The sequence below is a fragment of the Kitasatospora sp. NPDC058243 genome (genome assembly GCF_042882025.1).
Lineage (GTDB): Bacteria > Actinomycetota > Actinomycetes > Streptomycetales > Streptomycetaceae > Kitasatospora.
This window is the reverse complement of the sequence record NZ_JBHVWW010000024.1, coordinates 70,094-94,996: the sequence shown is the minus strand read 5'-3', so window position 1 is coordinate 94,996 and position 24,903 is coordinate 70,094. Positions and strand designations below refer to the sequence as shown.

The following is a 24,903-nucleotide window of genomic DNA, read 5'->3' as shown; positions in this document are numbered from 1 at the left end:
CGCCCGCCGGGCACACCCGCCCGACCCGTTCCACCGACCGCAGCCGGACCGACCAGCAGGGGGCAGAGGCATGAGGCAGCCGCTCACGGCGCACACCGGACAGGCCGTGGCCCTGTCCCGGGACGACGTCGACACCGACCAGATCATCCCGGCCGAGTTCTGCAAGCGGCTGACCAAGACCGGCTACGCCGACACCCTGTTCGGGCACTGGCGCAAGGAGCCCGGGTTCGTCCTGAACCAGCCGGAGCACCAGGACGCGAGCGTCCTGGTGGCGGGCCACAACTTCGGCACCGGCAGCTCCCGCGAGCACGCCGTGTGGGCCCTGCGCGACTGGGGCTTCCGGGCCGTCATCGCCACCAGCTTCGGCGACATCTTCCTGCGCAACGCGCTGAAGAACGGCCTGCTGGCCGTCGCCCTGCCGGTGCCCGTCGTCGCCGACCTCGCCGAACGCGCCCAGGCCGACCCGAAGTTCGAGATCACCGTCGACCTGGAGCAGCTGACCGTCGGCACCGACCTCGGGACCTGGGAGTTCGAGGCCGACCAGCGCGCCCGCTGGCTGCTGCTCAACGGCCTCGACGACATCGACGTCACCCTGCGCAAGGCCGACGCGATCGCCGCCTTCGAGCAGGGCCGCCCGGCCTGGATGACCAGCATCACCCGCGGCGCCTTCTCCTCCCCGGACACCGCGAAGCAGCGCCGGGCCTCCTGACGACCGCGCCCCCCGGCGCAGCTCCCAGGGCCGCGCGGCGGTGACCCTGCCCGACGCCCCCGGCCCGGCCGACCCGACCCACAACCGGCCGGCCCCACCCCAGAAACGGTGAGAGACCCATGACCAAGACAGTGACCGTCATCCCCGGTGACGGCATCGGCCCCGAGGTGACCAAGGAGGCCCTGGAGACCATCGAGTCGCTGGGCCTGGACCTCGCGGTCGACGTGCTCGACCACGTCAACGCCGACACCTACCTGCGGACCGGGGTCTCCCTGTCCGACGAGGACTTCGAGCGGATCAAGGCGAGCGACTCGGTGCTCTTCGGCGCCATCGGCGACCCCCGGGTGAAGACCTCGGACTACGGCCGCGGCGTCCTGCTGCGCCTGCGCTTCGACCTCGACCTGTACGTCAACCACCGCCCGGCCACCCTGCTCCAGGAGCGGCTGAGCCCGCTGCGCGACGCCCGGACCCGCGCCATCGACGCCGTGATCGTCCGGGAGAACACCGAGGGCCTCTACACCGACATCGGCGGAGTGCTGCGCGGGAACACCGTGCACGAGATGGCCGTCGACGCGGACGTCAGCACCTACATGGGCGTCTCGCGGGTGATGGAGTACGCGTACTCGATCGCCGAGCGCGGCGTCTGCATGGTCGACAAGTCCAACGCCGTCCGGCACGGCGGCCAGGTGTGGCAGCGGGTGTTCCGCGAGGCCGCCGCGAAGCACCCGGCCATCGACTCCACCCACCTCTACGTCGACGCCGCCGCGATGAAGCTGATCTCCGACCCGTCGCAGTTCGACGTGATCGTCACCAACAACTCGTACGGCGACATCCTCAGCGACCTGGCGGCCATGCTGGCCGGCGGCCTGGGCAACGCGGCCTCGGCCAACATCAACCCGGACACCGGGTTCGGCCTCTACGAGCCGGTGCACGGCAGCGCGCCCGACATCGCCGGCCAGGGCATCGGCAACCCCTTCGGCGCCATCCTCAGCTCCGCGCTGATGCTGGAGCGCCTGGGCTGGGCCGCCGAGGCGAAGGCGATCCAGCTGGCCGTCGGCACGGCCGTGGCCGAGGGCGCCTGCACGCCGGACCTCGGCGGCACCCTCACCACCGAGCAGGTCGGCGCCGCGGTCAGGGCGGCCCTCGCCGCGGCCTGACGGCATGACCCGCCCCCACCCCCCCCCAACCGCCGCCGTGGTCGCCCCACCGACCACGGCGGCCGGGTCCGTCCTCCCCGACACCGCCCGGCGGGCGGGCGTCCGAAGGCGGACCCAGGCCGCTCAGCCCCAGGGATTGTGCTCGTGCGATCCGCTGACCGCGGTACGGAACGTGGTGTGCTCGATCATCTCGTACGGACTCCAACTCCTGGACGGCGCGGCCGGTCGGCAGCGGCTGAAAGGATGGCTGAAGCCTGGCAGCCCCGGCCATCGGCCCGCTATCGACGCCCGGTGTCGACGCCCGCTGGGTATGCCCGCTGTCGACGCCCGCGCCCGGCCGGACGGCACCGGCTTCGGCGCCGCCGGGGCGGCGGGACCGGCTCGGTAGGATCCTGGCATGGGTGCGCAGGAAGAGGCGTGGGACACGGACGCGGCGGAGCGGGCGGTCGCGGTGCTGAAGGCGGTCGCCGACCCGTCCCGGTACCGGCTGCTCTGGGCGCTGACCCGGCGGGAGCTGCCGGTCAGCGAACTGGCGGAGCTGCTGGGCGCGCACGTGGCGGCGACCTCGCAGCACCTGGCCAGGCTGCGGGCGGCCGGGCTGGTCGTCTCGCGCCGGGAGGGCACCCGGATCTTCTACCGCGCCGCCGAGGTGCGCGGACTGCTGACGGAGGCGGCGCTGATCGCCAACGACCTGCCCGGGCGCGGTGACGGCGGCGACGGCGGCGGTACCGGCCCGGCCGCCGCGACGGCCGAGCAGCCGTTCGCCCGCGCCGTCCGCTCCGCCCGCCGCCGCCCGGCCACCGGCCAGGCCTGACTCCGGGGCTTCAGGCCGTCTCCTCGTCGAGCCGGTACTCCCGCAGGGCGGCGTCGTAGCCGAACAGCCCGGCGTAGCGGCCCCAGTCGGTGGCGGTCTCCAACTGCCGGTCGACCTGTTCGCTGGTGTAGTGGTGGGCGAGCAGGTCGCGGAAGAAGCCGGCGTGCACGGCGGCGCCGGGGCGGCCGCGCAGGCCGTTGGTGATCAGCCGGACCAGCGGGACGTCCACCGCGGCACCGGCGAAGATGGTCCGGGACTCCTGGACGTCGGCTCCGGCGAAGGCGGTGCCGGCCTCGGTGAGCAGCAGGTCGTCGCCGTGGATCTCGGCGAAGCCGAGCAGGTCGAGGGCGTCGAGCTGGGGGAGCATGTCGTCGATGTCGAGGCCGAGTTCGTCGGCGAGGTCGGCGAGGTCGCAGCAGCCGCCGCGGTGGGCGATCATCGCGGCGAGGCCGGCGAGGCCGTCCACGCTGGCCGTGGGCAGCGGGGTGTTGGCGACGGTGCGCCGGTCGGGCCGGGCGCCGTCGGCGCGGCCGGGCAGCCGGGTCTCCTTGGGGCGTCCGGTCATGATCCGGTAGACCCGGTCGACGAGTTCGTCGAAGGCGACGGCGTCGCGGTCGCGGGGCCGGTCGAGGTCGACCTCGACGGTCTCCCGGATGGTGCCGTACGGGCGGGAGCCGAGGACGACGATGCGGTCGGCCATCAGGACCGCCTCCTCGATGTTGTGGGTGACCAGGACGACGGCGCGGGTGGGGAACTGGCCGGACTCCCACAGTTCCAGCAGCTCGCCGCGCAGGTTCTCGGCGGTGAGGACGTCCAGCGCGGAGAAGGGCTCGTCCATCATCAGCACGTCCGGTTCGACGACCAGGGCGCGGGCGAAGCCGACGCGCTGGCGCATGCCGCCGGAGAGCTCCTTGGGGTAGGCGGACTCGAAGCCGGCCAGGCCGATCAGGTCGATGGCCTGGACGGCGGCCTCGGCGCGCTCCCGGGGCGGCACGCCGCGGGCCTCCAGGCCGAGTTCGACGTTCTGCCGGACGGTCAGCCAGGGCAGCAGCGCGAAGGTCTGGAACACCAGGGCGGTGCCCGGGTTGGCGCCGGTGAGCGGGGTGCCGCGGTAGGCGACGGTGCCGGAGCTGGGCGGGATCAGCCCGGACAGGCAGCGCAGCAGGGTGGACTTGCCGGAGCCGGAGCGGCCGAGCAGGGCGACGATCTCGCCGGCCCGGACGGTGAGGTCGATGCCGGACAGCACGGGCAGCGCGCCGTCGGCGCCGGCGTAGGCCTTGGTGAGGCCGACGGTCTCCAGCAGGACCTCGCCGTCGGCGGGGGAAGGTTCGGAGGGGGAGAACACGGCGGCGGCGGGCGGCGCGGGGCGGGCGGCGCGCGGGAACGGGAAGCGCATGCGGGGACCTCCGGGGCGGGGAGCGGGCGCGGGTCAGAGCGAGTAGCGGCGCTCGGCCAGGCGGTAGAGGCGGCGCCAGAGCAGCCGGTTGAGGGCGACGACGTACAGGCTCATCACCGCCACCCCGGCGAGCAGGTGCGGGTAGTCGCCGCGCTCGGTGGCCCGCGCGATGTACGCGCCGAGGCCGGTGGCGGTGAGCGTGGTGCCGCCGAAGGTGACGACCTCGGAGACGATGGAGGCGTTCCAGGCGCCGCCGGAGGCGGTGAGGCCGCCGGTGACGTAGGCCGGGAAGATCCCGGGGATGATCAGCCGCCGCCAGCGCTGCCAGCCGCGCACGCCGAGGTCGTCCATGGCCTCGCGCAGGTCGGTGGGGATGGCCATGGCGCCGGCGATGGTGTTGAACAGGATGTACCACTGGGCGCCGAGGGCCATCAGCAGGACGCCGCCGAGGTCGATCGACAGCCCGGTCCGCAGCAGCAGCCAGACGACCAGCGGGAAGAGGAAGTTGGCCGGGAAGCTGGCGAGCACCTGCACCAGCGGCTGGGCGATCCGGGTCAGCCGGGGGGAGAAGCCGATCCGCACGCCGACCGGCACCCAGACCAGGGTGGCGACGGTCACCAGGACGACGACCCGGGCGAGGGTGGCGAGGCCGAGCAGCAGCGGTTCGCCGAACACGCCGAGGCCGGTCGCGCCGTGCAGGTAGCGGCCGAGGTCGACCAGGCCCCAGAGCACGAGGCCGCCGGCGACGGCGGCGAAGGCGGCGTCCCCGGCGTGCCGCCGCCCGGGGTCGGCGGCCAGCGGGCGGTCGTCGGTGCCCAGCAGGCGCCCGGCCCGGGAGAGCGCCCGCCACCCCGGGCGCAGCAGCCGGCCGAGCAGTCCGGGCCAGTGCGAGCGGCGCAGCAGGTCCAGCACGACGGAGCGCTGCACCTCGGTGGCCTCGGACTGCTCGTTCTTGAAGCGTTCGGCCCAGGCGGTGAGCGGGCGCCAGAACAGCAGGTTGACGCCGACCACGAGGACGGCCATGGTGGCGATCGCCCAGCCGACCCGGCCGAGGTCGCCGGCGGCGATGGCGGCGCCCGCGTAGGAGCCGACCCCGGGCAGCGCGTAGCGCTGGTTGTCGACGCTGATCGCCTCGGAGGCGACCAGGAAGAACCAGCCGCCGCCGAAGCTCAGCATGCCGTTCCAGACCAGGCCGATCATGCCCGAGGGCAGTTCGACCTTCCAGAACCGCATCCACCGGGTGAAGCGGAACGAGCGCGACAGCTCGTCGAGTTCGGGCGGCAGCGAGACCAGCGAGCAGTAGAAGCCGAAGGTCATGTTCCAGGCCTGGGAGGTGAAGATGGCGAACACCGCCGCGCACTCCAGGCCCAGCACGGAGCCGGGGAACAGGGCGAGGAAGCCGGTCACCGCGACGGTCAGGAAGGCGAGCACCGGCACCGACTGGAGGATGTCCAGGGCCGGGATCAGGACCCGCTCCAGCCGGCGGCTGCGGGCCGCGGCGTAGGCGTAGCCGAAGGTGAAGACCACCGACACGGCGAGCGCGGCGAACATCCGCAGCAGCGAGCGGGCCGCGTCGTACGGCAGCCGGGCCGGGTCGGTGTCGACCGCCGCGTTCCGGCCGGTGGAGAACCGGACGGTGGTGCCCTGCCCGACCCGCAGCGCGAGGTAGAGCAGCACCAGGACGGCGGCCGCGACGAGCGCGTCCACCCAGGTCATCCGGGCCAGGCGGGCGGCCGTCCGGGACGGCAGGGAGCCCCGGGCGGCGCCCGGGGCCGGCTTCGGCAGGGTCATGGGGTGCACCTCCGGCGCGCACCCGGGGCCCCGGGTCGGGAGAGGTGCGTGCGACGTCAGCGGGATCGGGACGAACGCCGCGTCACCCCCGGGGCCGTCGCGTCAGGCGCGTGGGCGGGCGTGGGGGAGGCGGCCGGTACGGCGGCGCGTACTGGGAGGGTCTTCGCCCATGGCCGCCTCCTCCGGTGGTGTCGTCCGGTGTCGTCCCGGCCCGTCCTGCGGGCCCCGGGCAGTCTGCTCCTTCGGTACGTCCGTAGGCAAATGGATCCGGGGTTCCTCCGCGCGCCGGCTCAGGCCGCTTCGACGAACTCCAGCAGGTTGCCGACCGGGTCGGTGGTGTAGAAGCGGCGCCGGGGCGGCAGGCTGTCGTCCCACACCACGAGCGCGCCGAGCTCGGACAGCCGCGAGGCGAAGTCGTCGATCTCGGAGACCGCGATGCCGGGGTGGGCCTTGGTGCTGGGGCGGAAGCGCTCCTCGATGCCGAGGTAGAGCCGGACCCGGCCGCCGTCGGCGGCGAACCAGCAGCCGCCGCCCTCGGTCAGCGGCCGGGGCTTGGGGATCTCGGCCATCTGCAGGACGTCGCCGTAGAAGGCCCGCAGCAGGGCCTCGCTGCCGGGGGGTGCGGAGAGCTGGACGTGGTCGAGGGCCGTGATCACTGCGGCCTCCTGTCGGGAGCGGTGTGGTGCCGGGCCGCGGTGACCAGCAGCCGGGCGGTCGGGGTGGACAGGTCGAGGTGGTGGGCGATCCACTGGGGGTCGTGCCCGTGGGTGGCGAACACCCAGGCGGTGTAGAGCCGGTTCAGGCCGGGGGCGCCGGGCGACAGCAGCAGCGGTCGGACCTGCTCCATCGGGAACCCGTCCAGGGAGCGGGCGCTGAACCACTGGGTGTCGTCCTCGCCGGGGTCGGCGGGTCGGGCGGTGCCGCGCCCGCTGCGGGCGAGCAGCAGGGCGAGGAGCAGTCCGGCCGCCGAGGCGCCGATGAGTACGCCGGAGAGGAAGAGCCGCAGCCGCCCCGGGGCGACGCCGACGGCGATCCCCTGGAGGGTGAGGAGGAGCAGGACGCCGCACAGCGCCGTCCCTCTGCTGGTCCAGGGGAACAGGGCGGTTCTGGTCACGGCGGTGTCCTCCTTCGGTGGGGTGCTGGCCGGCGGGGTGCCGCCGGGGCGGGCGATCGGGCCTCGGGCGGCGCAGTCGGGCGGCGCGGCCGGACGGCGGTCAGGCGACGCGGGTCAGGCGGGGGTCGTACTTGTAGCCGATCTGGCGGACGGTGGCGATCGCCTCCCGGTGGCCGGGGCCGAGCTTGCGGCGGATCCGGGCGATGTGGGTGGCGATGGTGCGGGTGTCGCCGGTGTCCGGCCGGCCCCAGACCGTCTCCATCAGCTGGCGGCGGGAGTGGACCCGCAGCGGGTTGTCGACCAGGTGCGCGAGCAGCTCGAACTCCAGGTAGGGGAGTGCCAGTTGCTGCCCGTCGACGGTGACGGTGCGCTGTTCGGGGTCCACCACCAGGCCGGTGTCCGGGTCGACGGGGGGCCGGGGGGCCGGTGCGGGGCGCGGCCGCCGGGGCGGGGCGGCGGCGGTGTGGTCCGAGAAGATGGCTTCGAGCCTGGGGTAGCGCACGGCCATGGCGGATGCTCCTTCGGCGGGTCGGTGCGGATCTGTACGCATCGGTACGGGTGGTCAGCGGGCGGGGTGCCAGGGGTGCCAGGAGGCTTCCAGCCGGGCGGTGCCGTCCGGGGCCGTGACGGTCCGCCAGCTGGCCCGCAGTCGGGCGGGGCGGTCGGCGGAGGCGGCGGCCGGTGCCGGGGCCCGGGCCGTGACGGCGTGCAGGACGGGGCTGTCCAGCGGGCTCTCCGCCAGGCGTCGGCCCACGGCGGCGAGCGCGGCGCGCAGGCGGCCGCGGCCGGCGGACGGGAGGGAGTGGTGGAACGCGGCGACGATGGACATGGCAGGTCACCTCCGTGACGGGGCAGCGGGTGAAGGGGGTGCGCGAGGGCGCGGGGTGGTGCGGTCGGCGGGGCGTCAGCCGTGCGGCCGGTGGCGGGCGGCGGCGCGGCTGAGGCGGCGCGCGGCGGCCGGCGGGAGGTCCGCGAAGTCGGCGAGCCAGTCCGGGCGGTGGCCCTGGCGGGCCAGCAGGTAGGCCAGGTGCACGCGCGGCTCGTACGCGCAGGCCCGGGTGTTGGGCGTGCCGGAGTGCGGGCAGGCGCCGGGGTCGTCGAGGCGGTACTTCCTCTCGACGCCGTCGTGCAGGGCGAGGCGGACGCGCGGGCAGTGGTGGTGAAGGGCGGTGCGCATGGCCGTACTTCCTTCCTTCCCCGGGTGCGGGGCGGTCGAGGTTTCCGGGTCGGGGCCGGGGCGGCGGTACTGTCGGGCGCCGCCCCGGCGGCGGCTCAGTGGTTGAGCGCGGTCTGGACGATCTTGATGATGACCATCACCATCGCGACCAGGAGGTAGGCGCGCAGGGCGCCCATGCCGACCTTGCGGGCGGTGGACATGACCGGCTTGCCGAGGGTCTCCAGCGGGGGCATCCGCCATTCCTCGCGGCCGGTGCGGTCGACGGGGTCTTCCTTGGTGGCGGTGCGGCCGATGGTGAAGAAGTACCCGGCGACCAGCACGGCGGCCACGCCGCAGCCGGCCATGATCCACAGGATCGCCTGCGAGCTGATGTCGGGCCAGACCACGGCGGCGGTCAGGATCAGCGACAGCATCACCAGCACGCCGACCACGGCGGAGGTGAAGGCGTTGGTCTTGGGCCCGTTGACCCAGGGCCCCAGGACGGCCTTGTCGTTGCACAGCAGCAGCAGGAACACCGTCGCCGAGGGCAGCAGCACACCGGCCAGCACCTGGACGAACTGCGTCATCAGGCCCTGGGTGTAGCCGGTGGACAGCAGCGTGATCGCGGCCGCCGCGACCACCAGGCCGGCGTAGATCGCGTAGAAGCCCTTGGCGCCCTTGACGCCCCGGTGCAGCGAGTGCCTGATGCCGAACACGTCGCCGATCGCGTAGGCGGTGGAGAGGGACACGGCGAAGGCGCCGATGATCGAGGCGTCCAGCAGCGCGATGGCGAACAGCACACCGACCACGTGCCCGGCCTTGTCCTCAAGGCCCTTGGCGACGGCGGCCGCATCCGAGAACTGGCCGAAGCCGTCGGTGCCGGCGAAGGCCGCGGCGGTGAAGCCCATCATCGCGGCGGCGCCGACGATGACGATGGCGATCCCGATCCACAGGTCGACCTTCTCGTACTTCATGAAACGCGGCGTGATCCGCTTGTCGATGACGTACGACTGCTGGAAGAACAGCTGCCACGGGGCGACGGTGGTGCCCACGATGGAGACGATCACCAGCATCACGGCCGCCAGCTGGCCCGAGCCGCCCGGCATGCTCGGCACCGTGAAGTCGTGCGCCATCTGCGAGGTCTTCGGGTGGACCATGAAGTAGATCGGCACCAGCAGCAGCGAACCCACGCACAGCGTGACCGCGACGCGCTCGAAGCGCCGGAACGAGCCGGTGAACGCCGAGGCGATGATCACCACCGCCGCCAGCACCACCGCGGCCACCTTCGGCAGCCCGAGGTACCCGGCCGCCAGGGTGACACCGATGAACTCGGTGACCAGCGTCAGCGCGTTCAGCAGGAACAGGTCGATGACACTGAACGCGCCCCAGAACTTCCCGAAGCGCTCCAGGATCAGCCGGGCGTGCCCGACACCGGTGACGGCGCCCAGGCGCAGCACCATCTCCTGGTTCACGTACAGCACCGGGACCAGCATCAGCAGCGTCCACAGCAGCTGCGTGCCGTAGTTCTGCCCCGCCTGCCCGTACGTCGAGAAGGCGCCCGCGTCGTTGTCGCCGACCATCACGATCAGGCCGGGGCCGACGATCGCCAGCAGGGTCTTGAGCCTTGCGGACAGGCCGTGGCGCGGTGTGGTGTCGTCGAGCCGGATGGTGCCGAGCGCACCCTTGATGTCGCCGACGTGGGCGTCGTCCAGTACCGCTGAACGCGGGGCGGGGACCTTGGAGTCGAGCGTGGCGTTGGTGGTCATGACGATCCTCCCGTGGGCCCCGGGCAGGCGGGGCGATCGGGGGCGCACGGCGGCGATCCCCCTGCGGACGGGCGCGGCGCATCGCCACCCGGCGGTGCGGGCCCGTTCGGGCACGGCGAAGCCGGGTGTCCAGGTGATGAGCCGTCAGAGATGTGCGCAGGGAGGGTCGTTACCGCGTGCCGGGAGTGTGCGAGGACAAGCGGGGGCAGGGGCAACTGTGGCCCGGACTACTGCAATCCATGTCTCTCGCCTCCTCCCGGTCGACGCACCCCGTGGTGCGTGTGATCGACGCGGCAAGGAGTTCGCCGGCGCGCGAAGCGACCGCCGGTTCACCCCAACTCGTCAGAGCTTTGGCACTCCACGGCGTGTCCAGCCCGGTCGGGCCGGAAGCCACTTCGGATCAACCCTTAGGTCGGGAAGATCTGTCCTAACCCTGGGCGTCTCTCGACGTCGTCGGATCAGTGGCCTGTGTCCGTGAAGAAGCCTCACCGAACGAGGTGCCTTCTTCAAACCTCCAGAAGCATAGACCGCGCGGAGGCCGATACTTGCGTACTTGGTAGAACCTTTACCTTCTGTCCCGGCGGCCCCGGCCGGAGCACGGCGGGGCGGATCGGGTGACGTGGGGTTTTGCCGCCGAGCCGCCACGGAACGACTTCCCACCGCATCGGCAGCAGCACCAGGTTGCGCCCGAATCCGAGGGGTGGCATGGCGTCCGCAGGCTCCCAGGACGGTCCCCGGCAGGCGCGGGCCCTCGTGCTCGCCCGCCACGCGAAGCTGTGGCTCGTTCCGAGCATCCTGTGCGGCCTGCTGGCCGTGGTGCTCTCGCTGCTCTACATGGGCGGCATCCTCAACCCGACCGGGCACCTGCACCGGCTCCCGATCGCCCTGGTGAACGCGGATCAGGGCCCGCCGCCGCCGGGCCGGACGGAGAGCCTGGGCGCGCGGCTCACCCGGGAGATCGTCGCCGGGACGCCCGGCAGCACCGTCGACTGGCGCCAGGTCGACCAGGCCGAGGCGATGGACCAGCTCTCCACCGGGAAGGTCTACGGCGCGCTGCTCGTCCCGAAGGCGTTCACCGCCGACGTGGCGGTACTGACCACCGGCCGGGCCACCGAACGGCCCACCCTGACGGTGCTGACCAACCCCGGCCTCGGCAGCCTCGGCTCCTCGCTGGCCTCCCAGATCACCCAGTCCGCCGCCCACCAGGCCTCGCTGGCGCTCGGCAAGGAGCTGACCGCCGCCGCGCCGCCGGCCGGTCCCGCCGGCTCCGGCTCCGGCACGGGCACCAGCGCCACCGCGCGGCTGCTGCTCGCCGACCCGCTCGCCGTCACCACCCGGGTCGGCCACCCGATCGGCACCCACAGCGGGCTCGGCCTGAGCGCCTTCTACTACACCCTGCTGGCCGTGCTGACCGGCTTCATCGGCGGCAACATCATCCACAACGGCGTCGACACCGCGCTCGGCTACAGCGACAGCGAGCTCGGCCCCTGGCACACCCGGCGCCCGACCGTCCCGATCACCCGCACCCAGACCCTGCTGCTGAAGATGGTCATGACGGCCGGCATCATGCTGCTCACCACCACCCTGGTGATGCTCTGCTCCGTCACCGTCCTCGGCATGGACGCCCCGCACCAGGCGCTGCTCTGGGTCTTCGCCTACTGCGCCAGCCTCGCCGTCGGCCTCGGGGTCCAGGCGATCAACGCGGCGTTCGGCGGGATCGGGCAGCTGGTGTCCATGTTCGTCTTCATCGCGCTGGCGCTGCCCTCCTCGGGGGCGACCATCCCGCTCCAGGCGGTGCCCGGCTTCTACCGCTTCCTCAGCGTCTTCGAGCCGATGCGCCAGCTCAGCGACGGCATCCGGGCGATCCTGTTCTTCGACGCCCGGGCGGACGCGGGCCTGGCCCGGGGCTGGACCATGATCGCGGTCGGCGTGGTGCTCGCCCTGGCCTTCGGCTTCGGGATGACCCGGTACTACGACCGCAAGGGCCTGCACCGCTGGACGCCGCAGCCGTCGGAGTAGACGAAGTCGTCGGCGTAGGCGCCGCGCCTGATCCCTACGCCTCCTACGCCTTGGTGACGGTGACCTTGAGGTGCTTCATGATCGGCTGGTCGCTCTGGGTGCTGTAGTCGCCGATCGCGCACAGCACGTTCATCTCGGGCATGTAGCCCGCCGCGCAGCCGCGCGGGATGTCGTACGGGATCGCGAGATAGCCGTTCAACGTGCGGGTGCTGCCGTCCTTCGCGGTGCTGGTGATGTCGACCGGGTCGAGCTCGGCGATGCCGCGCTCGCGCATGTCGTCGGTGTTCAGGAAGACCAGCGTGCGCAGGTTCCGCACGCCCCGGTAGCGGTCGTTGTCGGAGTAGATGGTGGTGTTCCACTGGTCGTGGGAGCGCATGGTGCCCAGCGCCAGGGTGCCCGGGGCGGGAACGACGTCGGGAAGCGGGGCGGTGGAGAACTCGGCCCGCCCGGAGGGGGTGAGGAAGACCAGTTCGCGGGCCGGCTGCTTGATCCGGAACCCGAGGGGCAGCCGCACCCGGCGGTTGAAGTCCTCGAAGCCGTCCAGGGCCCGGGACATGGTGTCGCGGATGCGGTCGTAGTCCTCGATGTACCACTCCCACGGTGTCCCGCTGTCCGGCAGCGCCGCGCGGGCCATCCCGGCGACGATGGCGGGCTCGGACAGCAGGTGCGGGGAGGCCGGGCGCTTCATGCCGACGGACAGGTGCACCATGCTCATCGAGTCCTCGACCGAGGTGCTCTGCACCCCGCCGCGCTGGTGGTCCTTCTCGGTGCGGCCCAGGCACGGCAGGATCAGCGCCCGGCGGCCGTGCACCAGGTGGCTGCGGTTCAGCTTGGTGCTCACCTGGACGGTCAACTCGCAGCCGCGCAGCGCCTCGTAGGTGTAAGGCGTGTCGGGCGCGGCGAGCGCGAAGTTGCCGCCCATGGCGACGAAGACCGTCACCTCGCCGCGCCGCATCGCCTCGACGGCGGAGACGGTGTCCAGGCCGTGCGCGCGCGGCGGGTCGATCCCGCAGGCCTCGGCGAGGCGGTCCAGGAACTCGGGTGAGGGGCGGTGGTCGATGCCGCAGGTGCGGTTGCCCTGGACGTTGCTGTGCCCGCGCACCGGCGACGGGCCGGCGCCCTCGCGGCCCAGGTTGCCGCGCAGCAGCAGGAGGTTGACGATCTCCCGCACGGTGTCCACGCCGTGCTCGTGCTGGGTGACGCCCAGGCACCAGCTGACGATGGAGCGGTCGGCGTCGCGGTAGACCCGGGCGGCCTTGAGGACCTCGGCCCGGCCGAGCCCGCTCTGCCGCTCGATCTCCTCCCAGGGCGTGGCCCCGCACAGCGCGCGGTAGGCCTCGAACCCGGTGGTGTGGCGCTCGATGAACTGCCGGTCCAGGGCCTGGGGGTCGGCCGTGGCCTGCTCCAGGATCGCCTTGGCCATGCCGCGCACCAGTGCCATGTCGCCGCCGATGCGCGGCTGGAGGTTCAGCGTGCTGGTCCTCGTGGACTTGAACAGCGCCATGTCCACGAAGTCGTGCGGGACGATGGTGCGGGTGGCGGCCGCCTCGATCAGCGGGTTGATGTGCACGATCTGCGCGCCGCGGCGGTGCGCGTCGGCGAGGGCGGTGAGCATCCGGGGCGCGTTGGAGGCGGCGTTGACGCCCATGATGAACAGCGCGTCGGTGACCTCCCAGTCCTTGAGGTCGACCGTGCCCTTCCCGGTGCCCAGCGAGGCCTGGAGGGCGCGTCCGCTGGCCTCGTGGCACATGTTGGAGCAGTCCGGCAGGTTGTTGGTGCCCAGTTCGCGGGCCATCAGCTGGTAGAGGAAGGTGGCCTCGTTGCCGAGCCGGCCGGAGGTGTAGAAGGCGGCCCGGTTCGGGCCGTCCAGCTCGCGCAGGGTGCGGCCGACCAGCTCGAAGGCGTCCTTCCAGCTGATCGGGACGTAATGGTCCGAGCCGGCGTCGTACACCATCGGCTCGGTGAGGCGGCCCTGGTCCTCCAGCGCGAAGTCGCTCCACCCGGACAGCTCGGTCACCGAGTGGGCGGCGAAGAAGTCGCGGCCGACCCGCTTGCGGGTCATCTCCCAGGTGACGTGCTTGATGCCGTTCTCGCAGATGTCCAGGTGCAGGCCCTTGGTGTCGTCCGGCCAGGCGCACCCTGGGCAGTCGAAGCCGCCGCTCTCGTGGTTCATCCGCATGATCGCCCGGGGCCCGTCCACGTACGCGCCCTCCTTGACCAGGAAGCGGGTCACGCTCTTCGCGGCACCCCAGCCGGCGGCCGGGTGGTGGTACGGCGCGAACCGCGGCGGCCCGACGGGGTCGGGGCCCACGGCCGGCTCGTCCTGGGCGGCGTGGTTCTGCGTGGGGTCCTGCTGGGGGGCGTCCTGCGCGCGGTCGTCGGGGGAGCTCACGAAGCCCGCCGTCCGCCGACCGACAGCACGACCGCGCTCGCCGCGCCGTTCGGCGCCTCGTAGTTCACGGTCTCCCCGGCGTGCCGCCCGAGCAGCGCCCGCCCGAGCGGGCTGTCTGCGGTCACCAGGGTCTCCTCCCGCACCTCGGCGAGCTCCGCCACCTCGACGGTCTCCTCCACCCCGTCCGCGAACCGCACGGTGACCGTGGAGCCCACCCCCACCACCTCCGTGGACGGCGGCCCGGCGGCGGCCCCCTCGCGGACCCGGGCCTCCAGCTCGGCGATCCGCTCGTCCAGCCGGGCGACGTCGTCGGCCCGCTGCAACTCGTCCGCCGCGTCCGCCCGGTCGCCCACGTCCTCCCCGCGCAGCGTCCCCACCACTTTCGCCCGCTCGGCGCGCAGCTCGGCCAGCTCCTCCTGCACGGCACGCAGGGCCTCGGCACTGATGGGCTCGGGACCGTCTGTCATGGCTGCTCCCGGGTCGTTCGCGGAACGCTCAAGCACGGGTCGCTTCCATTACCCCACCACCCCGCACCCCCGGCAAATCCGGCCGCCGGATGTGCCCGGATCCGCCGAATCGGTTCGGGCGGGTACGGCCGTCCGGCACAATGACGCCCATGACCAGCGTCGACGACCCGAGTGCGGGCCCGCCGGTCGGCGACACCGACCGAGCCGACGAGCGATACCGGCCGTTCGCGCATCTCGCCACCGAGGGCCGCGAGCTCTACCGGCAGGTGATGGGGGTGTTCGTCCGGGCCAAGCAGGAGTTCACCGTCCACCTGCGCCCGGAGGACGTCCACCTGGGCCTTCCGCCGGAGGGGCGACCGTCGGTGGAGGCGGTGGCCACCGCGCTGGAACGACTGGCCAAGTGGGGGAACCTGCGGCCCGATCCCGACACCGGCCGGGTCACGGCCCTGGAGGACTTCTACCGCTCCCGGTACATCTACCAGCTCACCCGAGCGGGAGAGGCCGCGGAGGAGGCGCTGGCGGCGTACGACGCGGCGCTCGGCCGGCGGGGCGAGTTGCAGGCGGTCGCCCTCGCCGACATCGCCGTGCACCTGCGGGCGCTGTTGGCGCTGGCCGACCGGGACGAACCGGACCCGGCGGTGACGCACCTCGCGCTCCTCGCCCTGGTGGACCGCTTCTCGGGGCTGGCCGAGAACGCCCGCGCGTTCATGAGCTCGCTCCAGCGGACGGTCGACCTGCACGAGGCCGAGGTCGAGGTGTTCCTCGCCTACAAACAGCGGTTGATCGACTACCTGGAGCGGTTCATCGAGGACCTGGTGACCCGGGGCGCCGAGATCGCGGGGCTGCTGGAGCACCTCGGCGCGTCCCAGGACGGGCGGATCGGGCCGCTGCTGCGCCTGGCCGTCGAGCGTGAGGCCGCCGACGCCGCTCCGGACCTGGCCGCCGAGGCGCTGGCGGCGGGGGAGCGGCGCTGGACCGGCCGCTGGGACGGATTGCGGGCCTGGTTCCTCAGCGTGCCGGGCCGCAGTTCGCAGGCCAAGCTGCTGCGCTCCGCCGCCCGCCAGGCGATTCCCCAACTGCTCAGCGTGGTCCAGGCGTTGAACGAGCGCAGGGCGGGCCGATCGGATCGCTCGGCGGACTTCCGCGAACTCGCCCGGTGGTTCGCCGAGGCGCCCGACGACGACTCCCGGCACCGGCTGTGGCGCTCGGCGTTCGGACTGTACTCGGCGAGGCATCTGACGATCGATCGGGAATCGCTGGCCGAACGGGACACCGAGCCGGTGCCCGCCTCCGCGTCCTGGTACGACGCGGCGGGCGTGCGGATCAGTCCGCAGTTGCGCCGCACCGGTTCGTACGAGCGGCGCGGCCGGTCGCGGTCCGTGCAGGACCGTGGCGAGGCGAAGGCGTACCTGGCCGAGCTGGCCCGCAAGCAGGCCGAGCAGACGGCGGCGGTCCGGGCCCGGCTGGCCACCCGGGGCGAGGTGCGGCTCAGCGAGCTGGACGAACTGGACCGGGAGGCCTTCCGGCTGTTCCTGCTGCTCCTCGGCGACGCGTTGTCCGCCTGGCGTCCGGGCGCGGATTCGGTCGCGGCCACCACCAACGACGGGACGATGGAGATCAGGCTGACGAGGCTGCGCGGCGGCGGGATCGCCGAGATCCGCACCCTCGACGGCGTGCTGTGGGGCCCGGAACATCTGGTCGAGATCATCGACCTGGCGAACGAGAACGATCCCGTGGGGGCCGACCGTGAGTGACGACCGTGAGTGACGACCGCCTGGGCGACGTGCTCGCCGCGCAGCGTTCCGCGGAGGTCCGTCGAGCCGCCCGGGCGCTGCTGCGTCGTCCGCTGCTGCGGGCGGGCGGGTCCCACGCCGACGACTTCCGCCTCGTGCGGCAGTACGCGACGGAGCTGCGCACCTGGTTCGACCGGAACACCGGCTGGGCGCTGTCGGTGGACTCGGAGGTGGTCCGGTTGCGCCGCATTCCGGGCCGGCCCGACGATCCCACGCATCCGGCCCGCGACCAGCGCACCGGCCTGCCGTTCTCGCGGCGCCGCTACGTCCTGGTCTGTCTGTGCCTGGCGGTGCTGGAACGCGCCGAGCAGCAGATCGCGCTGGGCCGCTTGGCGGAGCAGGTGGTGCTCGCGGCGGCCGATCCGGCGCTCGACGCGGCCGGGGTGGAATTCACCCTCGCCGACCGGGAGCAGCGCACCGATCTGGTGGCGGTGGTCCGGCTGTTGCTGGAATGGGGCGTGCTCGCCAAGGTGGCCGGCGACGAGGACGCCTTCCTGAAGTCGGCCGGGGACGCCCTGTACGACGTGGACCGCCGGGTGCTGGCCGTCCTGCTCGTCTCCCGGCGGGGCCCGAGCACGGTGCGCGCGGACGGCTTCGAGGAGCGGCTCGCCGAACTCAACGCCGAAGTGCTGCCGGACAGCGACGAACTGCGCAACCGGGCGCTGCGGCACACCCTCTCCCGTCGGCTGCTGGACGATCCGGTGCTCTACCTGGACGGACTGACCGAGAGCGAGAGCGCCTACCTCACCTCCCAGCGCGGCGCGCTGACCCGGCGCGTCGCCGAACTCACCGGCCTGGTCGCGGAGGTGAGGGCGGAAGGCCTGGCGATGGTGGACCCGGACGACGATCTGACGGACCTGCGGATGCCGGAGTCCGGCACCGACGGCCATGTGGCGCTGCTGGTGGCCGAGTACCTCGCCGGACGGGGCGGCACCGTCCCGCTGGCCGACGTGCACCGGCAGGTGGCCGGCTGGGCCCTGGAGCACGCCGGGTTCTGGCGGCGGAGCGCCACCGCTCCCGGCGCCGAGGTGGAGTTGGCCGAGCAGGCCGTGGACCGGCTGACCGCGCTCGGGCTGCTGGATCGCGCGGTGGCCTCGGACGGCGCCGCCCTGGTGCGGCCGAGGCCGGCGTTGGACCGCTACCGGGTCGGTGAGACCGTCCTGCTGGAACCGGGCCAGAGTGCGCCCCGGAAGAACCCGAAGAAGAACACGAAGACGGCTGCCGGCCGCACGAAGGGCGCGAGGACCCGATGAACACCACCGCCAGGACGCGGCTGCCCCTGCCCCTGCCCACCCGTACGCGCTGGCAGCCGCTGAGGGTCGGGCTGGTCGACCTCTTCTACTACGACGTCGAGGAGTTCCACTTCCGCGACGGCCGACTGCTCTTCCGCGGCAACAACGGCACCGGCAAGTCCAAGGTGCTCGCCCTGACCCTGCCCTTCCTGCTGGACGGCGACCTCTCCCCGCACCGGGTGGAGCCGGACGCCGACCCGAAGAAGCGGATGGAGTGGAACCTGCTGCTCGGCGGCGAGCACCCGCACCCCGAGCGGCTCGGTTACACCTGGATCGAGTTCGGCCGCCTGGACCAGGACGGCACCGCGCACTACACCACGCTCGGCTGCGGACTGAAGGCGGTCAGCGGCCGGGGCATCGCCCGCCACTGGTACTTCGTCACCGACCGGCGGATCGGTCCGGAGCTGCGGTTGGTGGATTCCACCGGCGCCGCGATCGGCCGTGACCGGCTGGCCGAGGCGTTGGACGGCCGGGGCCTGCTGTACGACTCGGCGCGGGCGTACCGGCGCGCGGTGGACGAGGCGCTGTTCGGCCTCGGCGAGCAGCGGTACGCGGCCCTGGTCGACCTGCTGGTACAGCTGCGCCAGCCGCAGCTGTCGAAGCGGCCCAGCGAGAGGACGCTCTCCCGGGCCCTGACCGAGTCGCTGCCGCCGATGGACCAGGCCGTGGTCGCCGACGTCGCGGAGGCGTTCCGTTCACTGGACGAGGAGAAGGAGCAGCTGGCGGTGATGGCCGCCGCCGAGCGCGCGGCGGGCTCCTTCCTCCAGCACTACCGCCGCTACGCCCGGGTGGCGGCCCGGCGCAAGGCCCGCGCCCCCCGCACGCAGCACTCCCGCTACGAGGCGCTGCGGGCCGAACTCAACACCGCCGAACAGGACTTCGAGGCGGCCGGCACCGCACTCGCCGAGGCCGAGACCCGGTTGGAGGAGCTGGACCGCCGGCGTACCGGTCTGCGGGCCAGGGACGAGGCCCTGCGGGCCGGTCCGGAGATGCGCAGCGCCCGCGAACTGGAGCAGGCCGCCGCCCTGGCCGGGCGCACCGCGCGGGACGCCGAACGCGCCGAGGCCGACCGGCTGCGGGCCGAGGAGGAACTGACGCGGTGCGCCGCCCGGTTGGGCGGTGCGCGGTCCCGCGCGGAGGCCGCCGAGCGTGCTCAGGGCGTCGTCCTGGACCGGGCCCTGGCCGCGGCGAGCACGGCCGGGCTGGAACGGGAGCACGCGGAGCGGGCTGTCCGCCCCCTCGTCGAGGGAGAGGTCCCCGGGACGGCGCAGCACAACGCCGCCGAGTTCACCGACCGCCGCCAGCGCTCGATCGCGCTGGTCGAGGAGCACCTCGCGACCGCCCAGGACTCGATCCGGGAGCTGGACCGGGCCCGCCGTCGGCGGGAGGACGCGGACGGCGAACTGGCCCACCGGGCCGAGCTGCGGGCCGAGGCCGAGGAGAGCACGGCGCGGGAGGGCCGGGACTACCTCGCGGCCGTCCGCTCGTACCTCACCGGATGCCGGCTGCTGCGCCCCGCCGACCCCGGGGGAATGCTCGACGAACTGGACCAGTGGGTCGGGACGTTGGCCGGCGCCGACCCGTCCCGGGTGGCGGCGCAGCAGGCAGCCTCCACCGTCGGCGCCGAACTCGCGCGGCTTCGGGCGGCGTTGGAGTCGCAGCAGCGGGACGTCGACGAGAGCAGGGACCGGCTGGAAGGCGAGCTCGCCGAACTCCGGCGCGGTGGCCGGCGCGGTCCGCAGGCCCCGCACACCCGCTCGCGCGAGGCCCGACAGGGCCGCCCGGGCGCGCCGCTGTGGCAGCTGGTCGACGTCGCCGACGACCTGGCGCCCGCTCAGGCCGCCGAACTGGAAGCCGCCCTGGAGGCCTCGGGGTTGCTGGACGCCTGGGTCGCTCCCGACGGAACGGTGGCCGCGGCAGGCATCGGCGACATCCTGGCCACCGTCGGCGCACCGGTGGACGGCGCCTCGCTCACCGCCGTACTGCGCCCGGCGGTGGACCGGTCCGATCCGGCCGCGGCCGCTCTCCCCGACGAACTGGTCGATCGGCTCCTCGCCGGCATCGGCCTGCTCCATGTGGGCGAGGAACTGCCCCACGCCGGCAGCTGGATCGGCCTGGACGGGCGGTTCCGCCTCGGCTCGCTGGCCGGCGCCTGGTCCAAACCGGCCGCCGAGTACCTCGGCGAAGGTGCCCGCGAGCAGGCCCGGCGAGCCAGGACGGCCGTCGTCGAGACGGAACTCGCCCGACTCGCGGAGCAGTCGGCGGACCTCGCGGACCGCTCCGCGCGGGTGGAGGCGGACGTCCGCACCCTGGCGGCCGAGCAGGCGGCCCTGCCGGACGACGCCGCCCTGCGCGGTGCGCACGCCGTGGCGACGGCGGCCCACCGTGAGCACGCGCGCGCCGCCGAGCGCCGCGGGGAGTCCGAGCGGATCGCCGCCGAGGCCGCCGCCGCTGCCGAGCACTCCACCGCCGAACTGCACGACCTGGCCGGGGAACTCGGCCTGCCCGCCACCGGTGCGGGTCTGCGGCAGGCCCGCGAGGCCCTCGGCTCCTACCGGGAGACCCTGGCCGAACTCTGGCCCGCCGTGCGGGAGACCCGCGCCGCCCGGACCGCGCTGGCGGCCGAGGCCGTCGACCACGGCCGGGCCGCCGAGCGCGTCACCGAGCTGGCCGAGCGCTCGCGCGACGCGGCGCGGGAGGCCGTCACGGCGGGGGAGCGCCACGAGACGCTCGCCGCCACCGTCGGCGCCGCCGTCGCCGAGCTTCAACGCCAACTCGCCGACGTGGCAGAGACGTTGCGGGGATGCGAGGAGGGCGAGCGCGCCACCCGGCGGGAGCAGAACGCCGCCACCGGCCGCCAGGCCGCCGCCGACGCCTTGCGGACCCGGGTCCGCATCGAGATCGAGGACACCGCCCGCACCCGCGCCGAAGCGATCGACGCGCTGCGCCGCTTCGCCGCCACCGGGTTGCTCGTCGTCGCCCTGCCAGACCTTGCCGAGGAGCACGCCGGCGACTCCTGGGCCCCCGAGCCGGCCGTCCGCCTGGCCCGGGCCGTCGAGCGCGAACTGGAATCCGTCGACGACGCCGACCCGGCCTGGGAACGCGTTCAGCGCCGGATCACCGAAGAGCTCAAGGAACTCTCCGACGCCCTCGCCCGCCACGGGCACAGCGCGGCGGCCCGGATGCTGGAGGAGGGCCTGGTCGTCGACATCGTCTTCCAGGGCCGCGAACGCTCCGTCCCCGAGCTGGCCGCCGCCCTGGCCACCGAGGTCGCCGACCGGCAACGGCTGCTCTCCGCCCGGGAGCAGGAGATCCTGGAGAACCACCTGATCACCGAGGTGGCCGGCACCCTTCAGGAACTCGTCAGCGCCGCCGAGCACCAGGTCCTGCGGATGAACGGGGAGCTCAAGGACCGTCCGACCAGCACCGGGATGCTGCTCCGGCTGGTGTGGCGGCCCGCCCGCGACGCTCCCGGCGGCCTGGCGGCCGCCCGTGACCGCCTCCTGCGCCAGTCCTCCGACGCCTGGACCGCCGCCGATCGGGCCGCCCTCGGCGACTTCCTCCAGGCGCAGATCGAGCGCGCCCGCACCGACAACCCGTCCGGGACCTGGCTGGAGCACCTCACCGCGGCCCTGGACTACCGCTCCTGGCACGAGTTCGGCATCGAGCGCCACCAGCACGGCAAGTGGCAGTCCGCCACCGGCCCGGCCTCCGGCGGCGAGCGGGTGCTCTCCGTCTCGCTCCCGCTGTTCGCCGCCGCCTCCTCGCACTACGCCTCGGCCGGAAGCCCGTACGCGCCGCGCCTGGTCACCCTGGACGAGGCGTTCGCCGGGGTGGACGACGACTCCCGCGCCAAGTCGCTCGGCCTGCTCACCGCCTTCGACCTGGACGTCGTGATGACCTCCGAGCGCGAATGGGGCTGCTACCCGGAGGTCCCGGGCCTGGCCATCGCCCAGCTCTCCCGGGTCGACGAGATCGCCGCCGTCCTGGTCACCCGCTGGGAGTGGGACGGCCGCCGGCGCTCCCGCGTGGCCGACGCGGAGGTGCCGGGCCAGCGGCAGGAAGGCGTGTTCTCCTGACCATGGACGTGCCCCGGCTCCAGCGCCTGATCGGCGCACCCGAACTCACCTGGCTGCTCGACCGGGCGCGCCGCCGCATGGAAGCGGCCCGACCACTCGACGGCACGGTCACCCTGGCCGGTGCGGCCGACGCCGAACGGGCCGCCGTCACCCGGCTGTTGGGCCGCGCGCCGCGTCCGGGGCGCTCGCTCTCCGTGTCCCTCGCCGCCGTCGACCGGGTGCTGCGGGCCAGCGGCGCCAGCCCGGACGGGCTGGCCGCCGCCGTCGTCGCGCTCACCGGGCCGGTCGTACCCCGACAGGAAGCGGCCGACCGGCTCGCCCTGGCCTGGGAGCACGCCTTCGCCCCACTCGCGTCCGTGGTGGCCGCCCGCCCCCAACTCGCCGACTGGTACGCCTCCCTGCACGCCACCGGCCTCGTCCGCCGGCTGGCCCGCGGCCCCGAGGAGGCCGCACCGCTGCTCGCCGATCTGGCCCGCCTGCTGCCGCACCTGCCGGCATCGCCGCCGCGCTCGCTCAGCACCTTCGCCGCCGAACACACCGGTGACGCCCACGCCCTCGACCAAGGCCCGTTGGCCACCCTCACGCTGGACGCCGTCCGGGCCCTCACCGGTACTCCGCCCGGCGACGGCGCCCAGGCGCGGCGCGACACCTGGGCGGCAGCGGGGCTCCTGCTCGACGAGCTCTCGTCGCAGGTCATCGCCCTCAACCTCCCCGGCGACCGGGACACCGCCACCGGACGGGCCCTCGCCGCACTCGGATCGGTCGGCCAGCCCGCCGTGCTGACGCTCCGGCAACTCGTCCGCGACGCCCCTCGCCCGCCCCGCGGCGGCACGGCGTACGTGTGCGAGAACCCGGCCGTCGTCCTGGCGGCCGCGGACCGACTCGGCCCCGACTGCGCACCGCTGGTCTGCGTCCAGGGCCAGCCCAGTACGGCCGCCCTGCGCCTGCTGAGGCTCTACGCCGACACCGGATGGACGCTGCGCTACCACGGGGACTTCGACTGGGGCGGCCTGCGCATCGCCACCCGGCTGTTGTCCCACGTCCCCTGGACCCCGTGGCGGTACACCGCCGCCGACTACCGCACCGCCCTCGACACGCACCCCGCGACCGCGGCCCTCACCGGCACCCCGACGGACGCTCCCTGGGACCAGGCCCTGCGCGCGTCACTGCTCGCGGCCGGCCGCCGGATCGAGGAGGAGCTGGTCCTGGACGGCCTGCTCGCCGACCTGGCGCTCCCACCCACGGCCGTCGGCCCGGGTGGCGCGCGGTGAGGTCCGAGCGGGGCCGCAGGGTGGCGGTGATCACCTCTGGGGGTGGGTGAGCGGGCGAAAGTGCAGGTCGGGGGCTCGGGCGAAGTGGGCGGGGGAGGGACCGGCGGAAGGGGCGGGGGCGGGCGAAGCTACCATGTGCGCAACACCCTCAGCTCGAAAGATGGACTTGTGACTGTCAACGACGACGTGTTCACGGACTGGAAGAACCGCGAGGAGATCGCGGAGTCGATGATCCCGATCATCGGGCGACTGCACCGCGAGCGGGACGTGACCGTCCTGCTGCACAGCAGGTCCCTGGTGAACAAGTCGGTGGTCAGCATCCTGAAGACGCACCGCTTCGCCCGCCAGATAGCCGGCGAGGAGCTCTCGGTCACCGAGACGATGCCCTTCCTGAGTGCGCTGACCACCCTGGATCTCGGCCCCTCGCAGATCGACATCGGCATGCTCGCCGCGACCTACCGGGCCGACGACCACGGCCTGTCGGTCGAGGAGTTCACCGCCCAGGCCGTCTCCGGCGCCACCGGCGAGAACAAGCTGGAGCGCCGCGACGCCCGCGACGTCGTCCTCTACGGCTTCGGCCGGATCGGCCGCCTGGTCGCCCGCCTGCTGATCGAGAAGGCCTCCGGCAACGGCCTGCGCCTGAAGGCCATCGTCGTGCGTGACAGCGGCGGCGACGACCTGGTCAAGCGCGCCTCGCTGCTGCGCCGGGACTCGATCCACGGCCAGTTCCAGGGCACGATCACCGTCGACGAGGCGAACAACAAGATCATCGCCAACGGCAACGAGATCACCGTGATCTACTCCGACGACCCGACCAAGGTCGACTACACGGAGTACGGGATCAAGGACGCCATCCTGATCGACAACACCGGCCGCTGGCGCGACCGGGAGGGCCTGTCCAAGCACCTGCGCCCCGGCATCGCCAAGGTCGTGCTGACCGCGCCGGGCAAGGGCGACGTCCCGAACATCGTCCACGGCGTCAACCACGACACGATCAAGCCCGACGAGCAGATCCTGTCCTGCGCCTCCTGCACCACCAACGCCATCGTCCCGCCGCTGAAGGCGATGGACGACGAGTACGGCGTGCTGCGCGGGCACGTGGAGACCGTCCACTCGTTCACCAACGACCAGAACCTGCTGGACAACTACCACAAGGCCGACCGTCGCGGCCGCTCGGCACCGCTCAACATGGTGATCACCGAGACCGGCGCCGCCTCGGCCGTCGCCAAGGCCCTCCCGGACCTCCAGGCGAAGATCACCGGCAGCTCGATCCGCGTCCCCGTGCCGGACGTCTCGATCGCCATCCTCAACCTGCAGCTGGCCCGCGAGACCAACCGCGAGGAGGTCCTCGACTACCTGCGCAACGTCTCGCTGACCTCGCCGCTGAAGCGTCAGATCGACTTCATCGACTCCCCCGACGCGGTCTCCAGCGACTTCATCGGCTCGCGCCACGCCTCGATCGTCGACGCCGGCGCCACCAAGGTCGAGGGCGACAACGCGATCCTCTACCTGTGGTACGACAACGAGTTCGGCTACTCCTGCCAGGTCATCCGGGTCGTCCAGTACGTCTCGGGCGTCGAGTTCCCGACCTACCCGGCCCCGGCGGTCTGATCCTCCGGCAGTTCAGGTAGTTCCGGCAGTTCCGGGGGGGGAGGGGGGGGGGGAAAAAAAAAAACACCCCCCCCAC

19 protein-coding genes and 1 riboswitch are annotated in these 24,903 nt (G+C 73.4%); of the genes, 9 read left to right on the top strand and 10 right to left on the bottom strand.

Translation table 11 applies throughout. The annotated features are described in order from the left end of the window. Window positions 1-70: 70 nt before the first annotated feature. The 3 genes from leuD (at window position 71) to ACFVX9_RS18195 (ending at window position 2,680) form a co-directional block, all read left to right on the top strand. A complete protein-coding gene (leuD, locus tag ACFVX9_RS18205) occupies window positions 71-709 on the top strand; it encodes a 3-isopropylmalate dehydratase small subunit (RefSeq protein WP_063349732.1) in 639 nt (212 codons plus the stop codon). Window positions 710-828: 119 nt separating this feature from the next. After that, window positions 829-1,866: an isocitrate/isopropylmalate dehydrogenase family protein gene (locus ACFVX9_RS18200; RefSeq protein WP_063349733.1), complete on the top strand. Its 1,038-nt coding sequence runs from the start codon at window positions 829-831 to the stop codon at window positions 1,864-1,866. Window positions 1,867-2,263: 397 nt separating this feature from the next. Further along, on the top strand, window positions 2,264-2,680 hold the full coding sequence (locus ACFVX9_RS18195) for a metalloregulator ArsR/SmtB family transcription factor (RefSeq protein ID WP_063349734.1): 417 nt from the start codon (window positions 2,264-2,266) through the stop codon (window positions 2,678-2,680). A 10-nt stretch (window positions 2,681-2,690) separates the two neighbouring features. Here the strand turns inward: ACFVX9_RS18195 and ACFVX9_RS18190 are convergent, their stop codons facing one another. The 8 genes from ACFVX9_RS18190 to ACFVX9_RS18155 all read right to left on the bottom strand — a co-directional run bounded on the left by ACFVX9_RS18190 (window position 2,691) and on the right by ACFVX9_RS18155 (window position 9,903). Continuing rightward, complete coding sequence (locus tag ACFVX9_RS18190; protein ID WP_387982472.1) at window positions 2,691-4,076, bottom strand: nitrate/sulfonate/bicarbonate ABC transporter ATP-binding protein; 1,386 nt, start codon at window positions 4,074-4,076, stop codon at window positions 2,691-2,693. A 33-nt stretch (window positions 4,077-4,109) separates the two neighbouring features. Beyond that, on the bottom strand, window positions 4,110-5,867 hold the full coding sequence (locus tag ACFVX9_RS18185; RefSeq protein WP_387982471.1) for an ABC transporter permease: 1,758 nt from the start codon (window positions 5,865-5,867) through the stop codon (window positions 4,110-4,112). 290 nt (window positions 5,868-6,157) lie between these two features. Further along, window positions 6,158-6,523: a glyoxalase gene (locus tag ACFVX9_RS18180; protein WP_387982469.1), complete on the bottom strand. Its 366-nt coding sequence runs from the start codon at window positions 6,521-6,523 to the stop codon at window positions 6,158-6,160. Next, window positions 6,520-6,981 carry a hypothetical protein gene (locus ACFVX9_RS18175; protein ID WP_380377912.1) on the bottom strand — a complete coding sequence of 154 codons (462 nt, stop codon included), beginning with the start codon at window positions 6,979-6,981 and terminating at the stop codon, window positions 6,520-6,522. The genes ACFVX9_RS18180 and ACFVX9_RS18175 overlap by 4 nt, the downstream gene beginning before the upstream one ends. A gap of 100 nt (window positions 6,982-7,081) precedes the next feature. After that, a complete protein-coding gene (locus ACFVX9_RS18170; RefSeq protein WP_380427271.1) occupies window positions 7,082-7,489 on the bottom strand; it encodes a winged helix-turn-helix domain-containing protein in 408 nt (135 codons plus the stop codon). Window positions 7,490-7,543: 54 nt separating this feature from the next. Further along, on the bottom strand, window positions 7,544-7,810 hold the full coding sequence (locus tag ACFVX9_RS18165) for a hypothetical protein (RefSeq protein ID WP_387982467.1): 267 nt from the start codon (window positions 7,808-7,810) through the stop codon (window positions 7,544-7,546). A gap of 75 nt (window positions 7,811-7,885) precedes the next feature. Beyond that, window positions 7,886-8,158 (bottom strand): hypothetical protein, encoded by a 273-nt coding sequence (locus tag ACFVX9_RS18160; protein ID WP_387982465.1) that lies wholly within the window; start codon window positions 8,156-8,158, stop codon window positions 7,886-7,888. Between the two features lie 95 nt (window positions 8,159-8,253). Then, complete coding sequence (locus ACFVX9_RS18155; protein WP_387982464.1) at window positions 8,254-9,903, bottom strand: NRAMP family divalent metal transporter; 1,650 nt, start codon at window positions 9,901-9,903, stop codon at window positions 8,254-8,256. Window positions 9,904-10,229: 326 nt separating this feature from the next. Next, a riboswitch (M-box (ykoK) riboswitch) is annotated at window positions 10,230-10,407 on the bottom strand. Between the two features lie 201 nt (window positions 10,408-10,608). Between ACFVX9_RS18155 and ACFVX9_RS18150 the strand changes: the two genes are divergently transcribed. Beyond that, complete coding sequence (locus ACFVX9_RS18150; RefSeq protein ID WP_387982463.1) at window positions 10,609-11,922, top strand: YhgE/Pip domain-containing protein; 1,314 nt, start codon at window positions 10,609-10,611, stop codon at window positions 11,920-11,922. Window positions 11,923-11,965: 43 nt separating this feature from the next. On the opposite strand, the gene ACFVX9_RS18145 is transcribed toward ACFVX9_RS18150, so the two are convergent. Together ACFVX9_RS18145 and ACFVX9_RS18140 are read right to left on the bottom strand one after the other, a co-directional pair. Further along, window positions 11,966-14,233: an FdhF/YdeP family oxidoreductase gene (locus ACFVX9_RS18145; protein ID WP_387982476.1), complete on the bottom strand. Its 2,268-nt coding sequence runs from the start codon at window positions 14,231-14,233 to the stop codon at window positions 11,966-11,968. Window positions 14,234-14,310: 77 nt separating this feature from the next. After that, window positions 14,311-14,781: a GreA/GreB family elongation factor gene (locus ACFVX9_RS18140; protein ID WP_063349744.1), complete on the bottom strand. Its 471-nt coding sequence runs from the start codon at window positions 14,779-14,781 to the stop codon at window positions 14,311-14,313. 149 nt (window positions 14,782-14,930) lie between these two features. On the opposite strand from ACFVX9_RS18140, the gene ACFVX9_RS18135 reads away from it, so the two are divergent. From ACFVX9_RS18135 to ACFVX9_RS18115, 5 genes are all read left to right on the top strand, one after another. After that, entirely contained in the window at window positions 14,931-16,535 is a 1,605-nt protein-coding gene (locus ACFVX9_RS18135) for a TIGR02677 family protein (RefSeq protein ID WP_387982462.1), read from the top strand. Between the two features lie 5 nt (window positions 16,536-16,540). Beyond that, the gene (locus tag ACFVX9_RS18130) at window positions 16,541-17,827 is read left to right on the top strand and encodes a TIGR02678 family protein (protein WP_380377897.1); all 1,287 of its coding nucleotides are present in this window, start codon (window positions 16,541-16,543) and stop codon (window positions 17,825-17,827) included. Beyond that, window positions 17,824-21,945: a TIGR02680 family protein gene (locus ACFVX9_RS18125; RefSeq protein ID WP_387982460.1), complete on the top strand. Its 4,122-nt coding sequence runs from the start codon at window positions 17,824-17,826 to the stop codon at window positions 21,943-21,945. The genes ACFVX9_RS18130 and ACFVX9_RS18125 overlap by 4 nt, the downstream gene beginning before the upstream one ends. A 2-nt stretch (window positions 21,946-21,947) precedes the next feature. Beyond that, the gene (locus tag ACFVX9_RS18120) at window positions 21,948-23,216 is read left to right on the top strand and encodes a TIGR02679 family protein (protein ID WP_387982458.1); all 1,269 of its coding nucleotides are present in this window, start codon (window positions 21,948-21,950) and stop codon (window positions 23,214-23,216) included. A gap of 168 nt (window positions 23,217-23,384) precedes the next feature. Further along, window positions 23,385-24,827, top strand: coding sequence for a glyceraldehyde-3-phosphate dehydrogenase (locus ACFVX9_RS18115; RefSeq protein WP_380377891.1), 1,443 nt, complete (start codon window positions 23,385-23,387; stop codon window positions 24,825-24,827). Window positions 24,828-24,903: the final 76 nt, after the last annotated feature.

Excerpts from the sequence above, each read along its gene's own strand:
- ACFVX9_RS18125 (WP_387982460.1), top strand. The coding sequence starts at position 17,824 with ATGAACACCACCGCCAGGACGCGGCTGCCCCTGCCCCTGCCCACCCGT.
- ACFVX9_RS18135 (WP_387982462.1), top strand. The coding sequence starts at position 14,931 with ATGACCAGCGTCGACGACCCGAGTGCGGGCCCGCCGGTCGGCGACACC.
- ACFVX9_RS18200 (WP_063349733.1), top strand. The coding sequence starts at position 829 with ATGACCAAGACAGTGACCGTCATCCCCGGTGACGGCATCGGCCCCGAG.
- ACFVX9_RS18150 (WP_387982463.1), top strand. The coding sequence starts at position 10,609 with ATGGCGTCCGCAGGCTCCCAGGACGGTCCCCGGCAGGCGCGGGCCCTC.
- ACFVX9_RS18120 (WP_387982458.1), top strand. The coding sequence starts at position 21,948 with ATGGACGTGCCCCGGCTCCAGCGCCTGATCGGCGCACCCGAACTCACC.
- ACFVX9_RS18190 (WP_387982472.1), bottom strand. The coding sequence starts at position 4,076 with ATGCGCTTCCCGTTCCCGCGCGCCGCCCGCCCCGCGCCGCCCGCCGCC.
- ACFVX9_RS18140 (WP_063349744.1), bottom strand. The coding sequence starts at position 14,781 with ATGACAGACGGTCCCGAGCCCATCAGTGCCGAGGCCCTGCGTGCCGTG.
- leuD (WP_063349732.1), top strand. The coding sequence starts at position 71 with ATGAGGCAGCCGCTCACGGCGCACACCGGACAGGCCGTGGCCCTGTCC.
- ACFVX9_RS18155 (WP_387982464.1), bottom strand. The coding sequence starts at position 9,903 with ATGACCACCAACGCCACGCTCGACTCCAAGGTCCCCGCCCCGCGTTCA.
- ACFVX9_RS18165 (WP_387982467.1), bottom strand. The coding sequence starts at position 7,810 with ATGTCCATCGTCGCCGCGTTCCACCACTCCCTCCCGTCCGCCGGCCGC.
- ACFVX9_RS18160 (WP_387982465.1), bottom strand. The coding sequence starts at position 8,158 with ATGCGCACCGCCCTTCACCACCACTGCCCGCGCGTCCGCCTCGCCCTG.
- ACFVX9_RS18195 (WP_063349734.1), top strand. The coding sequence starts at position 2,264 with ATGGGTGCGCAGGAAGAGGCGTGGGACACGGACGCGGCGGAGCGGGCG.
- ACFVX9_RS18185 (WP_387982471.1), bottom strand. The coding sequence starts at position 5,867 with ATGACCCTGCCGAAGCCGGCCCCGGGCGCCGCCCGGGGCTCCCTGCCG.
- ACFVX9_RS18170 (WP_380427271.1), bottom strand. The coding sequence starts at position 7,489 with ATGGCCGTGCGCTACCCCAGGCTCGAAGCCATCTTCTCGGACCACACC.